The sequence below is a fragment of the Collinsella sp. AM40-7AC genome (genome assembly GCF_003468125.1).
In the GTDB taxonomy this organism is placed as follows: domain Bacteria; phylum Actinomycetota; class Coriobacteriia; order Coriobacteriales; family Coriobacteriaceae; genus Collinsella; species Collinsella aerofaciens_O.
The window spans coordinates 1-13,539 of sequence record NZ_QSGK01000018.1; the positions used below are offsets into that span (position 1 = coordinate 1).

The 13,539-nt window shown below is 59.6% G+C and carries 12 protein-coding genes; 1 reads left to right on the plus strand and 11 read right to left on the minus strand.

The genetic code is table 11. The features are described 5' to 3' along the window. Positions 1-242 precede the first annotated feature (242 nt). The 11 genes from DW892_RS10100 to DW892_RS10345 all read right to left on the minus strand — a co-directional run bounded on the left by DW892_RS10100 (position 243) and on the right by DW892_RS10345 (position 12,127). The gene (locus DW892_RS10100; protein WP_117767329.1) at positions 243-710 is read right to left on the minus strand and encodes a YfcE family phosphodiesterase; all 468 of its coding nucleotides are present in this window, start codon (positions 708-710) and stop codon (positions 243-245) included. A 96-nt stretch (positions 711-806) separates the two neighbouring features. Next, a complete protein-coding gene (locus tag DW892_RS10105) occupies positions 807-1,523 on the minus strand; it encodes a LytTR family DNA-binding domain-containing protein (RefSeq protein ID WP_006235156.1) in 717 nt (238 codons plus the stop codon). 72 nt (positions 1,524-1,595) lie between these two features. Continuing rightward, positions 1,596-2,939 carry a histidine kinase gene (locus DW892_RS10110; protein ID WP_117767331.1) on the minus strand — a complete coding sequence of 448 codons (1,344 nt, stop codon included), beginning with the start codon at positions 2,937-2,939 and terminating at the stop codon, positions 1,596-1,598. Further along, the gene (locus DW892_RS10115; RefSeq protein ID WP_117767333.1) at positions 2,936-4,123 is read right to left on the minus strand and encodes a glycosyltransferase; all 1,188 of its coding nucleotides are present in this window, start codon (positions 4,121-4,123) and stop codon (positions 2,936-2,938) included. The genes DW892_RS10110 and DW892_RS10115 overlap by 4 nt, the downstream gene beginning before the upstream one ends. Positions 4,124-4,294: 171 nt before the next feature. Continuing rightward, positions 4,295-5,554: an MFS transporter gene (locus DW892_RS10120; protein WP_117767335.1), complete on the minus strand. Its 1,260-nt coding sequence runs from the start codon at positions 5,552-5,554 to the stop codon at positions 4,295-4,297. A 101-nt stretch (positions 5,555-5,655) separates the two neighbouring features. Continuing rightward, a complete protein-coding gene (locus DW892_RS10125) occupies positions 5,656-6,600 on the minus strand; it encodes a zinc dependent phospholipase C family protein (RefSeq protein ID WP_117767337.1) in 945 nt (314 codons plus the stop codon). Between the two features lie 92 nt (positions 6,601-6,692). Then, positions 6,693-7,427, minus strand: coding sequence for a LytTR family DNA-binding domain-containing protein (locus DW892_RS10130; protein ID WP_117767339.1), 735 nt, complete (start codon positions 7,425-7,427; stop codon positions 6,693-6,695). A gap of 36 nt (positions 7,428-7,463) precedes the next feature. Continuing rightward, positions 7,464-8,849 carry a sensor histidine kinase gene (locus DW892_RS10135; RefSeq protein ID WP_233546937.1) on the minus strand — a complete coding sequence of 462 codons (1,386 nt, stop codon included), beginning with the start codon at positions 8,847-8,849 and terminating at the stop codon, positions 7,464-7,466. 117 nt (positions 8,850-8,966) lie between these two features. Further along, on the minus strand, positions 8,967-10,244 hold the full coding sequence (locus tag DW892_RS10140) for an amidohydrolase family protein (RefSeq protein ID WP_117767343.1): 1,278 nt from the start codon (positions 10,242-10,244) through the stop codon (positions 8,967-8,969). Positions 10,245-10,375: 131 nt separating this feature from the next. Next, positions 10,376-11,827, minus strand: a complete 1,452-nt coding sequence (locus DW892_RS10145) for an APC family permease (protein ID WP_117646630.1) — start codon at positions 11,825-11,827, stop codon at positions 10,376-10,378. Positions 11,828-11,863: 36 nt separating this feature from the next. Next, the gene (locus tag DW892_RS10345) at positions 11,864-12,127 is read right to left on the minus strand and encodes a hypothetical protein (RefSeq protein WP_147349874.1); all 264 of its coding nucleotides are present in this window, start codon (positions 12,125-12,127) and stop codon (positions 11,864-11,866) included. Positions 12,128-12,185: 58 nt separating this feature from the next. Here DW892_RS10345 and DW892_RS10600 point away from each other — a divergent pair, with 58 nt between their 5' ends. Then, positions 12,186-13,187 (plus strand): C39 family peptidase, encoded by a 1,002-nt coding sequence (locus DW892_RS10600; protein WP_233546939.1) that lies wholly within the window; start codon positions 12,186-12,188, stop codon positions 13,185-13,187. Positions 13,188-13,539 lie beyond the last annotated feature (352 nt).

Genomic DNA, 13,539 nt, shown 5'->3' on the forward strand with positions numbered 1-13,539 from the left:
AGACGGAAAGCACATTAAGTGCTTTCCTTTGCGTGCGGAACTCGCGACAAACTTAACCCCCGCCCCCAGCCCCGGAGACCCTCCCTGCCGTAACATTATTCAACCAGTTTTGCGGGCGTGCGCCGCTGCGCGGCTAGCCCGCGTGCTCCTCGGCGGGATTGGTCTGATGGATCTTGTTGAACTTTGACCTTTGGCTCATAAAAAACGGGGGATGCATTGTGCATCCCCCGTTTTTGTTGCGGTTAGTCTAGGTCAATAAACTTGGTGCTTATGATCTTGCCGTCTTTTACTAGCATTCTGGCCATGGTGGGGCCTCGGGTGCCTCTGGGGTAGCTGGCGCTACCCGGATTGAGGACTAAGCAGCGGCCCACTTGGGCTTCTTTGGTTACGTGGGTGTGGCCGTTGATGGCTACGTCTACGGATCCCACCGGAAGGTCTTCGCGGTAGTGGGCTACGGCGAATTTGAGGCCTTCGTAGGTAAAGAGAACAAGACGGTCTACATCGGGGCCGTAGTCGCGGTAATAATCGTTGTTGCCCAGTACGGCCCGCACGGGGGCGATGGTGCATAGGTGCTCGTAGTCCATCTCCGACGTAAGGTCGCCGGCATGGATAATCAGATCTGCACCCTCAAGCTCACCCAGGAGCGCAGGCGAAAGATAGCCGTGGGTGTCCGAGATGATGTCGATACGCTTGGCGCTTGCATTGTTCATGGGATCCCTTCCGCAAAAAACGATTCGGCAGATACATACAAAAAAGGCCCCACGGCTCCGCAGACGATGGGTCTACAGGGCTGCGGGGCCAGTGTGCTAGAGACTCAGGGCCTTCTTGAGCGGCACGACGCGGCGGCGCGAAACCGGCACGCGTTCGTCGACGCCCGTAATGCCCAGCTGGATGGCGCCCGAGGGCACCGTCTCGACGTCGGTAACGCACGCCAAGTTGACGATATAGCGGCGGTGAACACGGAAGAAGCCAAAGTCGCAGAGCTTGGCCTCAAACTGCGCCAGCGAGGTCGTTGACAAAAAGCGATCATCGACGGTATAGATGCAGGAGTAATCGTCCTTGGCCATGATAAAGCGAATGTCGTCCACGGGAATGAGCACCTTGCGGCCGCCCTTTTCCACCGGGATACGCTCGATGGTCACCTTGCTGTCCGTAACCGGCTTGGCGCGTTGCATGACCTTCTCGATCGCGCGATCCAAGCGAGCTTCCTCGACCGGCTTCATCAGATAATCGACAGCATCCACGTCGAATGCCTCGACCGCATGGTCGCTATACGCAGTCACAAACACGATCGCCGGCGGATTTTTGAGCTTATGCAGCGCCTCGGCAAGTTGCAGGCCCGAGGCACCGGGCATCGAGATATCGAGAAACACGACATCCACGCGACTTTCCATAAGCATCTCGATGGCGGAGCGGACGCTCGACGCCTCCGTGATCGTGCCGATCTTGCCCGTTTGCTCGAGCAGGAAGCGAAGCTCCGAGCGAGCCGGCGCCTCATCATCCACAATCATCGCACGCAGCATAGGGATAAAACCTTTCGTCAACTAACTACGCCGGGCATCCGTCGCATGACGTTGAGCCCGTAGCCTTTTATTTTACTCTTGAATGTCAAAGATGCTCTCTGACAAATCAAGATGAAGGAGCACTTTGGTGCCCTTGCCCGGCGCCGATTCGACACGCGTATAGGAGTGCGGCCCATAAAAGCGATGGATGCGCTCCGAAATATTGTGCATGGCCACACCGGCGCCGCCACCCTGGGGAGAGTTGGCGTCGGGACGGGCAGAGCGCTCGTCAAACAGTCTGGCGGCGGTACCCTCATCCATGCCCACGCCATTATCGGCCACGGCAATCAAGATTGCATCCTCGCCGTCTTGGTGAACGGTCACGTCGATCCTCAGGGCGTCGTCATCGCCCATACCATGACGCACGGCGTTCTCGACAATCGGCTGGATCACGAACGCCGGCACCAGCGTATCTTCCACGTCCTCGGACACATCGAACGTCGCAAGCACGCGGTCCTCGCCAAAGCGGGCCTTCTCAAAGGTAAGGTAGCGCTTGGTCTGTGCGACCTCGCGCGAGACCGGAATAAGCGATCCCGAGTTGTCGAGCGTGGCACGATAGAACGATGAGAACTCACGAAGCAGTTCGCGGGCCCGCAGCGGGTCGGTGCGCGTAAACGATGCAATGGTGTTCAGCGTGTTGAACAGGAAGTGCGGGTTAATCTGCGCCTGCAGCGCACGCACCTCGGCGCGCGCCGTGAGCTCCTTTTGCACCTCGAGCTCGTGGATGGCGAGCTGTGTGGACAAGATCTCGGCAAAGCCCGAGGCAAGCGCGTACTGGGTACGGTCGACGGCGCGCGGGGTCTTGTAGTAGAACTTGAGCGTGCCGACGGTACGATCGCCCACCTTGATGGGGGCGATAATGCCGGCGGGAACTTGGTTGTGCGAGCCGTCCGAGCCCACGACATCCACCATACGGTTGAACGACTGCACGATGCCATGTTCGATAACGTAGCGTGTGGCAAGCGTGTGGATGGGAGAATCTGGCAGTAGTTTTTCCTCAAACTCGCCCGCGCAGGCAAGCACGTTGCCCTCGTCGGTGATGGCCACCGTCATGGCGCGCGTCTCGGGCAAAATGCGCCGGCACACCAAACGCGCCGACTCCTGCGTCAGACCGCCCTTAATGTCCTCGAGCATGGCCGAGGCCACCGAGAGCGTCTCCTCGGTGTACTGGGAGCGCACCGAATCGGGATTGAGCGTCAAAAAGATAAAGATGCACAGAAAGATGCACAGCAGCGCGCAGGCAATCACCGTGGCGATCGGCTCGATACCGGTCACCAAGGCAAAAATAAAGTACACCAGCACGCAAATGGCGCATGCAACGGCAATGATGCGAAAGATTGATATTGAACTATCGCGCTGGGCGCGGCGGTCGATCATTCGGCCCCCTCCAGGATACTGATCAGTTGTGCGTCACGCCAAAGCCCGTCCATGATCTTGGGCCAAAAGCTCTGGAAACGCAGGTAGCTTGCGGCGTTTTGGCGCGCATAGGCCTTTGCCTCGCCGATACCATGGCGCCAAATGCGCAGGTAGCCCTCATGCTCGCGGGTAAACACGCTGCGGACCATAGCGGTCTTGCGCACGCGGTCGTCGAGCTCGCGCGAAATCCACGGGCCCGGGTAGGGCATGAGTGATGCCGCCGTAACGGGAATGAGCTCCTTTTGATGCGCGGCGAATGTCAACTTGGCCCGTTCGTAGTACCAACGGTATACATCCTGCATAAAGCGCGGTGAGCGCTTTTCGGACTCCGGAGGCAGATGGCGCACGGTCCACTCGTTATCGAACCACACGTCGTAGCCAAACATGCGCATGTTAAAGAGGTAATCCAAGTCCTCGCCGCGGGTGATAAACGGGTCAAAGGCCACACGCGTAAAGGCGCGGGCGTGCAGGGCCATCAGGCCGCCGCACACGTAGTTGGAGCGCGAGATGCGGGTGCCCGAGAGCGCCTTTTTCATCCAACGGTTGAACTCGATGCGCTTGGTCCACCAACGATGGCAGATGCCCGCCTTGTCCGTGGGAGCCAGCGGCGAGCCGTCGCGATCGTAGAAATAGCCGCTCTTGACCAAGATCGGCAAGCCCTGACGCGTCTGCTGCCCCAACGCATAGGTCGCGCGCTTCATAAAGTCGGCGTCGATGACAGCCTCATCGTCATCCAAAAAGATAACCGCGTCATGCCCCAACACAGCGGCACAGGCCAGCCCCATGTTGCGGATGGCACCGTAGCCTCGCAGGCTCACGCACTCGCCCGAACCCTTGGGCGCGATCTGAGCAACCCGGTCTGCGATGCGCGAGGCCTGGGTGTTGGTGACAACGGTGACCTTGAGCGTTGGATGCGCGTCGACAATCTCGCGCACGCGCAGCGACACATCAGCTGTGGCAGAAACGGGACAGACCACCAAAAGGATGATGCGCGGGATGTCACGTACCTGCTCAAGCGAGACCAGGCAGCGGTCGAGTTCGGGATTGTCGGCGTTGAGTCGCGTCGAATGATCATAGGTGCCGGGGGCGTTTGCGCAAGCGTCATCGCCCGCCCAATACGTTGGAATCACGACCGTGGCGTTCATGCCTTACCCTCCCTGCAACACAAAAACGGGACGCCGCCAAACACAGGCGACGCCCCGCGACCTAGCTGATTCCATCATACCCACTTGGGCAAATCATTGCTCGCAAGTCGCAATGTTTATTGCGGATAACCCCAAAAGAGTACCGTGGACAGGCACAATAGCCGCTCGCTCCTATGCGGCATGCTCTGCCGCCCGAGTCATGCGGGACAGGCGGACCAGCAGCATAAAGCCAACGACCAGCAGCACACCAATGGAAAGGACGCCCAGCGACGGGTTGCCGGTCAGCGAGGTGACGACCGACACCAGGAAGGTGCCCATAACGCTTGCATAACGACCAAAGATGTCAAAGAAGCCGTAGTACTCGTTGGACTTTTCCTTGGGAATAATGCGGCCAAAGTAGCTACGGCTGAGCGCCTGCACGCCGCCCTGGAACAGGCCGACCAAAATGGCAAGCACCCAGAATTCAAAGGCGGTCTTGAGGAAGAACGCGGCAAAGAGCACGATGCCCATATAGGCGGCGACTGCCACCAAGATCATGTTGAGCGTGCCCACGCGGCCGGCGAGCTTGCCGTAAATGATGGCAGACGGAAAAGCAACAAACTGCGTGACGAGCAGAGCCAGCACCAGTTGGGTCGAGTCGATGCCCAAAGCCGATCCATAGCTGGTTGCCATGGAAATGACCGTGTGCACACCGTCGATATAGAAGAAGAACGCGATCATGTAGACCAGCACGGTCTTGTTGTGGGCGATCTCGCGCATGGTGTGTCCGACCTCGGAGAACACACCGCCCACGATGTGGCCGATGGTGTCCTCGGGACCGCGCTCGCGACCGTACTTTTGCTTATAGGTGCGAATGAGCGGCAGGGTAAAGATGAGCCACCAGGCACCAGTGATGATAAACGACAGACGCGTTGCCAGCATGGTGGGGACGCCAAGAGCGGGGCCACCCATGATGAGCGCAAGGCAGATGACGAACGGCACGGTGGAACCGATGTAGCCCCAGGCATAGCCCGAGCTGGACACGGCGTCCATGCGCTCGTCGGTGGTAATGTCGGGCAGCATGGCGTCGTAGAACGTCATAGAAGAGTTAAGGCCGATGGTGCACAGCACGTACACGGTCAAAAATGCCATGGCGGACATTGGGATAGCCTGCGCCAGGCAAAGCACCAGGCCCGTGAGGAAGAAGCCCAAGAAGAACTTGATCTTGTTGCCGGCGTAGTCGGCAAGTGCGCCCAGAATGGGCATGAGCATGGCAATGACCAGCGAGGCGATCGTCTGAGCGTTGCCCCAAGCGACCACCAGGTCTGCCGAGGAAGCACCGGTATTGATGGCGTTAAAGTAGATGGGCACCACCGAGGTATTGAGCAGCACGAGGGCCGAGTTTCCCACATCGTACATGACCCAGTTACGCTCGAGCTTGGTGTATTTCATGGACAGGGACCCTTCGTATTCGCCCGATATGCAGTTAGTTCATCGTACCCCAATTGTCCAGAAGCGCCGGTAAGGATTCGGCAAAGGGGCACTCACGGGCCCTATTCCTCGCGGTCGAACTCCTCATCGGCATTGAGCACGCGACCGCTGTAGTTGACGTGACTGGTAACGGCATCCATGTCACCGGTCTCGATAAAGCGGGCAACCGTGCACTCGTAATCGAGCAGCGCGCGGTCAAAGACCTCGGGGAAGCTCTCGGTCGAGACTTCATCGGTAAAGGGATTCTTCCATGTCAGATGGCCCAGGTTACCGGTGCGCTCGGGCAGCTCCGTCGTCACGCGATGGGCAAGGCCGTCGAGCAGCGAGTAGTCGTGCACCAAGCCCTCAACCAACGAGATCGCGCGCGTCTTTACGGAGCCGGCCGGCTCAATCGCGCGGTAAAGTCGCTGCATATTGGCAACGGCGGCACCGTATTCCCCCGCCGGAATGTCAATACCGTACACGCGTCCGGCAACATAGCTCATCAGCACGCCGGCAACGCGATTGATACGGTCGGTGGTGACGATCTCGCCCGCCGGCGGGTAATCGTCGACCGTAGCGCCATCGCGTTTAAGCTGCAGCATCAGTACATCCAGGTCGCTCTCGATCACGGCATGGACCTGACTGCTCGAATCCTCAAGCTCTGAATCGGACTCCACGATGCCAAACTGTTGCTCATAGACAAAGGGGTGGGCGTTGCGGTCGAGCACGTAATGAGACAGCAGGCCCAGCGCAAAGGCGCGACCCAAGCTGGCGTCGCGCGGCAACAGATGCGACACGCCGTCGCGCAGGCACGCGAACTGGCGAGACATACGCGACCGATGCATGACCTGCGCCAGCAGCGTGCAGTCGGAAACACGCGGTGTCAGAATGTGAAAGAAAAACGGGTCGGGGCCTTGGTTGCCCAAGATAAAGGCAATGCGCTCTTCATCGGACGCGATGACGCCCTGCGGAAGACGGTCGATGCTTTCCTCGCCAAACAGATGATGGGTGATAAGCGCGGGCATAATGATCCTTTCGATTTCATTCGATGCCACCCATTATGCCCACCGCGCGCCCATGCCAAACCTGCGATGGTAAACGACGGCACGCAGACCGTCTACGCAAGCCCCAAGTGTGCTTTAACCTCGGCAGCGCGACGGCGGGACACGGGCACCGTCGAGGTTACGCGATCGAGCCTGAGCTCCATAAGACCCGTGGAACCGATCTCGACATTGTGCACGTCTTCCAAATTGACCAGATAGCTGCGATGAACGCGAATAAAGCCCTCGGAGCCCAAGCGACGTTCGAGCGAAGAGATCGACTCATTGATCAGGTACGTTCCCTCGGCGCAGATGGCGTTGCAAAAATCGGCGCGTGCCTCAAAGTAGCAGACGTCTGCGGCGGGAATGAACACCTTTTTGCCCCCGCGGTCCACCGTCAGACGCAAAGGCTGGCGCGGAGCGTGGATAACACGACGGGCACCCAAGGCTGCCTCGATCTTGTCGAGCGCCTTTGACAAGCGGGCATCCTCGACCGGCTTGACGACGTAATCGACGGCATCGAGGTTATAGGCATCGGCCGCATACTCGGCAAATGCCGTCACAAACACCACGACCGGCGGCTTTTTTAGGTTCTGCAGCGTCTCGGCAAGCTCAATTCCCGAGCGGCCGGGCATCGTGATATCCAAAAGCAGCACGTCGGGCTTGTTCGACAGAATCGACTCCACGGCCTCGGTGACATTGCCTGCCTCGGCAATCTGGCCAACACGCGCATCCTTTTCCAGCAGATAGCGTAGCTCCGCCCTAATAGGAGGCTCGTCATCAACCACCAAGATGTTCCAGCCTTCGGACATATGCGCTCCCTCTTTTTCTCTCAATCCAACCGCGTGCTACACCGTCAGCGGCGCCGGCTCATGCGGTTCGCCGTTCAACTCAACGATGACCTGCGTTCCCACGCCCTCCTGGGACTTCACGCGCATGCCGGAATCTTCTCCGTAAAAGAAATGGATGCGCTGAAGCACGTTGAAGAGCGCCAAGCCGCAACCTCGCTTGACGGAGCCGTCGGCGGTAATGCTCTCGGGCTCCTCTCGGCGATGCTGCTCAAACAGATGCGCGCAGACTTCTTCGCTCATACCGATGCCGTCATCTTCGACGCTGATCTCCAAGCCGTCATCGGTCTCGAAAGCCCTAACATGAATAGAAAGCGGCTCGGTCTCGCGCTGCGCATGCTTGATGCAGTTTTCGAGCAACGGCTGCAAGATAAACGGCGGCACCATGCAATCGCGCACCTCAAAGTCGATATCGACCGAGACGCGCAGACGGCCGTCGCCATAACGAGCCTGCATAAGATTGATATAGCGAGTGCCCTGTTCCACCTCGTGCTCGAGCGTTGTGAGGGTATCGGAATCGGACAGTGTCTGACGGTAGTAATTGGAAAAGTCGATGAGCAGCGACCTGGCCTTGTCCGGCTCGGTACGCACGAGCGACACGATGGTGCTGATGGTGTTAAACAGAAAATGAGGATCGACCTGCGATTGCAAGGCGCGCAGCTCCACACGGGCCGTGAGCTCGTCCTGGCGCTCGAGCTCAAAGCTCGCGAGCTGCGTGGAAATGAGGTCGGCAAAGCCCGAGGCAAGCGCCGTCTGGCGCATATCGATGCTGCTCAGACGGGGATAATACAGCTCGAGCGTGCCCACGCAATGCCCACGCACGGTGAGCGGTGCGACAATACCAGCGCGCAGGCGCGGGAAGTAGCCACCCGCCTCGGTCGAGGCATCGCGCGAAAACACGCTTTGCTCACCGCTGTTGATCACGTTGAGCGTAGTCCGCAGCACCACCGGGGTGCCGGCAGGGCACTTTGCCGAGTCCTCGCCCCAGCTTGCCAACACCTGCTTGCCGTCGGTAAAGCAGATGGCAGAGGCGATGGTCTCGGACAGGATGATCTTAGAGGCGCCCAGGGCCGCTTCGGGCGTAAGGCCGCGCGACGTGTAGGCGAATATTTTTGATGCGATGGCGAGCGTACGGTCGGTTGCGCTCGACGTGAGGTCGTCGGGGACCACAAAGACATATGAAAAGAAGAAGCACAGCATGACCAAGCCGGCAATGACGACAACGCCCGGGACGGGGTTGGGATTATCGGTCAAATCCCAGATAAGCAACAGGATAAGCGCCGGAACGACAAAACCGAGCAAGATGGCCTGAACCACATGCTGGGCCGTACGAAAGACCTTGGTCGAGTTGTAGCTCTTGCCTAGAATCAGCCTGTTTAAGTCCACCGTCATCCCCTTTTATCTACCGCGCCCATAGCAATAAAGAGGGCCGCAAGCGACCCTCTCCATTGCATTATGCAATCAAATACTGTGTTTTACATCCAGCCATCGATGAACGGTAGCTTAGGCGCTGTACTTGTTTGCCTCGCCGAAGCTGCCGGCTTCGACAATCCAGCCGTCCTTCATGATGACGTCCATGTTGTCGGTGTTGAGCACGTGGATGTCGGCGGCGACGTCACCATTGACGACCAGCAGGTCGGCGCACTTGCCAGCCTCGATGGAACCGGTCTCGTCCTCGATGTGGCACATCTTGGCACCGTTGAGGGTGGCGCAGGTGATGGTCTCGACCGGGGTGAAGCCGATCTTGTCGACGAACTCGTACATCTCCTCGATGGAGCAGGTGCCGTACGGGGTGACGAAGGAGAAGGAGTCGGAGCCGATCGTCATGACGACGCCGCGCTTCTTGGCCTCGCGCAGGCAGTCGTAGTTGCGCTGCAGCTCCTTCTCGACCAGGGTGCCCTCGTACTTGTCGTGCAGCTCGGGAACGTAGACGGGCGGATAGGTGGCGTACCAGGTGGGCAGGAAGGCGATCGTCGGGGTGAAGAAGGTGCCCTGCTCGGCCATGAGGTCCATGGTGCGCTCATCGATATCGAAACCGTGGATCAGCTGCTCGCAGCCAAAGCGGACGGAATCGTAGGCAGCGGCGTGGTTGTTGTAGCAGTGGCTCCACACGGGGATGCCGACCATCTTTGCCTCTTCGACCACGGCCTGGATCTCCTCGGAGCAATAGTGCTGGTCACGACCGGAGTCCCAGCGCCAGATGCCGCCACCGGTAGCCCAGATCTTGATGGCATCGGGGTTCTCGCGCAGGCGACGACGGACGGCCTTGCGCAGATCCCAAGGACCGTCGACCTGGTCGCCCCAGGGGTGAGATTCCTTGTTGAGCTCCTGGGTGCAGTGGTGGGAGTCACCGTGACCGGCAACACGGCAGAAGCCCAGGCCGGTGGCCAGAACGCGCGGGCCCTTAAAGACGCCCTTGTCGATGCAGTCGCGAATCTGGATACCAAAGCGGCCGATCTCGCAGACGGTGGTGAGGCCGTGGGTGAGGCAGTCGTAGGCCTGCTTGACGGCGACGGCCTGCTTCTCGAGGAGCGGCTGCATGACCCAATCGGTGTCATCGTCGGTCAGGTTGCCCGAGAAGTGCAGGTGGGTGTCGATCAGGCCGGGAAGGACGGTCTTGCCGGCGGCGTCGATAACCTCAACGCCCTCGGGAAGGTCCTGCATAGCACCGGCGTACTCGATCTTGCCATTGTCGTCGACGAGAACGAGGGAGTTCTCGACCGGCTCGGCACCGGTACCGTCGATGAGCTTACCGCCAACGATTGCATACTTAGTGGACATGGTTCCTCCTTATGGATCCATATAGTGGGCGAGGCCGTGTTGGGTTAAGGCCTCACAAAGCTACCCAAGTGGTGCCGGGTTCGGTGCGCGGGAGAGAGGGTCCCGCACACCCGATCCGCCCCGGCTAGGCGTTACTTTTTACGGGAATTGGTGAAAGCCATGAGGGCCAGGCCAACGGCCAGCCAGCCGATCACGATGCTCCACTCCACCATGTTGAGGGAGGCGGGAGAGAACGGGACCACGAGCAGGCCGATGATGACGGCGCAGGCAGCGACAGCGAGGCTGATGCCAAACTTGCCGCCGGGCACCTCGTAGGGACGAGGCAGGTCGGGCTCGGTGAAGCGCATGCGCAGGCAAGCGAGGGCGACCATGCCGCAGGAGAAGATGAAGGCGAGAGCCGACACGTTGGTCAGAGGGATGAGCATGTTCTTGCCCAGGAACGGACCGATGACGGTGATGACGCCCAGAACGGCGCAGGCGAGCTTGGGAGCGCCGGACTTGGGATCAACCTCGGCGAACTTCTCGGGCAGCTGGCCCTTGCGGCCCATGGCGAGCATGATGCGGCTCGTGGCGCCGTAGAAGGAGTTCATCGGGCCCATGGGTCCAAGCGTGGCGATGACGAGCATGGCCAGGTACAGGAGCATGTTGATGCCCTTGAGGCAGGCAAGCGCGGGAACCGGGCTCTTAACAAACTCATGCCAGTCGAGGATGGTGCCGAACGAGTAGATGCAGACCATGTAGAAGCCGCCGGCGGCCAGCAGGGCCAGGGAGATGATCTTGCCGAACTTGTTCCAGTTGAGGCCCTCGGCTGCTTCCTCAGCCTGCTGAGGAATGGTATCGAAGCCGGCGTAGAAGAACGGGGTCAAAACCAGGACCGACACGATGCCGGCGAACAGGCTGGTGCCCTCGGTAGCGGGCTTGCCGCCGCCAGCACCGGTGACCTGGGAGAACACGGGCATGGCGTGTTCCGGCGAACCGGTGAACAGCGAGACACCCATGGCGAGCAGCATGCCGCAGAGCAGAGCCTTGGTCAGGAAGGCCTGGAGCTTGGCGGCCGAGCTGGCACCGCGGAAGTTGAGGAAGATGACGTAGACTGCAAAGCCGAGCGCGATTAGCGTCGGGAACAAGTAAACGTCGGCGCCCAAGATGGTGTAGAGCTTGACGGCGCGCAGCCACTCAAGACCGGGCAGGCTGCCGAACATCTCGGACACGAGGGTCGAAATGGCGATGGCCTCCCACGGGCACAGGATGCCGTTGCCCAGGGCCAGGAGCCAACCGGTGATGTAGCTCAGCGTACGGCCAAAGCTACGGTCGACATACTCGACGATGCCGCCCGAGATGGGGATAGCAGCCGTGAGCTCACCGAAAACAGCTCCGACGGGCACGAGAAAGATTGCACCCAAGAGGAATGCAATCATAGCGGGAACGGGACCGCCGCCCACGACCATCCAGTCGCCGACCTGCAGAACCCAGCCAGTTCCGATGATGGCACCGAAACCGATGGTGAAGAAGTTCCAGAGCGAGAGCGTTTTCTTCATGCCACCGTTACCCTCGACTGCAACTTCTGCGTTCTTGTCCGCCATTGTTCCCCTCCTTTCCTTATTGACGCCTCTTTGACGTCACCCCTTGCGCGGTCTGTTTTGCCGCGCGCTTTTATTTCGTGGCTTTAAGATACGACCTTGGCACAGCATGGCCGCCCATGGCTCGACCGAAGGCAGAACTGCAAAACGAGCGGTGCCGTTTTTGGGACGAACGGCGGAAGACGTCATTCGTCTTGGACGCTTTTTCATCTTGCCTGCTTTTGAATACCTGTTGCCGTGACGCTTGGCGCGCGGCGCGGCAACGTTCATACCATTTGTCAGGCTTTTGGCGCACATGCCCATGTGTCGTGCATCTTTTTATGTAGGATAGACAAGTTACACATGAGGCAAGGTGATTCGAATGGCATACGGATACAATGACGACGACCAACGGCCACAAAGCGTGCGCCTTGCCGGCCGCACCACGCCAACGCCCAGAAGCACCTCCGACAACGACAACCCGCAGCGCCCCCAAGAGCAGCTCGGGGCTTCTTCGCGGAAACAAAGCCGTACCGTGCAGCGGTCAGGCCGCGTGAGTACGAGCACACGCCAACGCCAGACCGACACATCGCAGCCACGCCGCTACGATAGCCGTAAGACCGACTACTACGTTAAGCGTTCCTTTTCGCGACCTCAACGCGATCGCGGCAATTCCGCCCCTCGCCCCGCGTCGCATACCACAAGCCACGCGCTTCCGGCCCGCCGCCTGCGCCTTGCGCTTTGCTCCATCGCCGCCTGCCTCGTCTTTGTGTTTTTGGGATCCTGTATCTCCCACGGATCAGCCGGTCTCGAGCCCACTGCCGAGGACAAGCTGCTTAAAGCTCCCGTCGCACCCGGTTACTCCTTTGCGTTCTCGACCCCACGCTCGCAGTGGAGTGCCGGCACCATGCCCCACATCTACCAAATTGACCCCGCATGGTCGGAGCTGCCCTATGCCGGCGGCACTATTCGCGAAAACGCTTGCGGTCCCACTTGCCTCACCATGGTCTATATCTTTAAGACCGGTCACACCGATAAGACGCCGGTCGATATATGCGCACTGGCCGAAGCCGGTAACTACGCCCCCACCGGTGCCACCGAGTGGTCGTTTATGACAGGCGGTGCGTGGCAGCTGGGGCTCAACGGAACACAGCTCTATAACAATCGCGAATCGATTACCCAAGCACTTCGCTCGGGTGCGCCCGTCATCGCCGCAGTGCGCCCCGGCACGTTTACCAACGTAGGCCACTATATCGTGCTCTACGGCATCGACGATGCCAACCAGATTGGCGTCTACGACCCCAACTCGGCCAGCCGCAGCGCCCGACGCTGGGGCGTCGTAGAGGTCCTCAACGAAGTCGAAGCCATGTGGGCCTACTACTAGTCATTGGGGACAGACTTAAATGAGTGGTCTCTGGATGCCCGGAACTGCTGGCACGGAAAGTGCACCCCGCTTTGAAGTTCGATAGCGGGATGCGCTTTCCGTTAGCGGCCTGTTTGGGAAACTGGGGGCCATTTTTCGGGCAAATTCCGGGATGTATTTTCCGGTTGAGGGCCCCGGGGAAACTGTGCCCCATTTTGGACGCTCATTGTGGGATGCACTTTCCGCAGTTGATTGGTGCTACTCATTTAAGTCTGTCCCCAATGACTAGGTGAATAGCAAAAGCCCCGCAGTCGGAGCGGGCTGCGGGGCTCATGAAGAGAGGCTAGTTTGTGGGCGCTTTGCCTGGCGCCCA

Excerpts from the sequence above, each read along its gene's own strand:
- DW892_RS10105 (WP_006235156.1), bottom strand. The coding sequence starts at position 1,523 with ATGCTGCGTGCGATGATTGTGGATGATGAGGCGCCGGCTCGCTCGGAG.
- DW892_RS10130 (WP_117767339.1), bottom strand. The coding sequence starts at position 7,427 with ATGTCCGAAGGCTGGAACATCTTGGTGGTTGATGACGAGCCTCCTATT.
- DW892_RS10345 (WP_147349874.1), bottom strand. The coding sequence starts at position 12,127 with ATGGGCATGTGCGCCAAAAGCCTGACAAATGGTATGAACGTTGCCGCG.
- DW892_RS10145 (WP_117646630.1), bottom strand. The coding sequence starts at position 11,827 with ATGGCGGACAAGAACGCAGAAGTTGCAGTCGAGGGTAACGGTGGCATG.
- DW892_RS10120 (WP_117767335.1), bottom strand. The coding sequence starts at position 5,554 with ATGAAATACACCAAGCTCGAGCGTAACTGGGTCATGTACGATGTGGGA.
- DW892_RS10140 (WP_117767343.1), bottom strand. The coding sequence starts at position 10,244 with ATGTCCACTAAGTATGCAATCGTTGGCGGTAAGCTCATCGACGGTACC.
- DW892_RS10110 (WP_117767331.1), bottom strand. The coding sequence starts at position 2,939 with ATGATCGACCGCCGCGCCCAGCGCGATAGTTCAATATCAATCTTTCGC.
- DW892_RS10600 (WP_233546939.1), top strand. The coding sequence starts at position 12,186 with ATGGCATACGGATACAATGACGACGACCAACGGCCACAAAGCGTGCGC.
- DW892_RS10115 (WP_117767333.1), bottom strand. The coding sequence starts at position 4,123 with ATGAACGCCACGGTCGTGATTCCAACGTATTGGGCGGGCGATGACGCT.
- DW892_RS10125 (WP_117767337.1), bottom strand. The coding sequence starts at position 6,600 with ATGCCCGCGCTTATCACCCATCATCTGTTTGGCGAGGAAAGCATCGAC.
- DW892_RS10100 (WP_117767329.1), bottom strand. The coding sequence starts at position 710 with ATGAACAATGCAAGCGCCAAGCGTATCGACATCATCTCGGACACCCAC.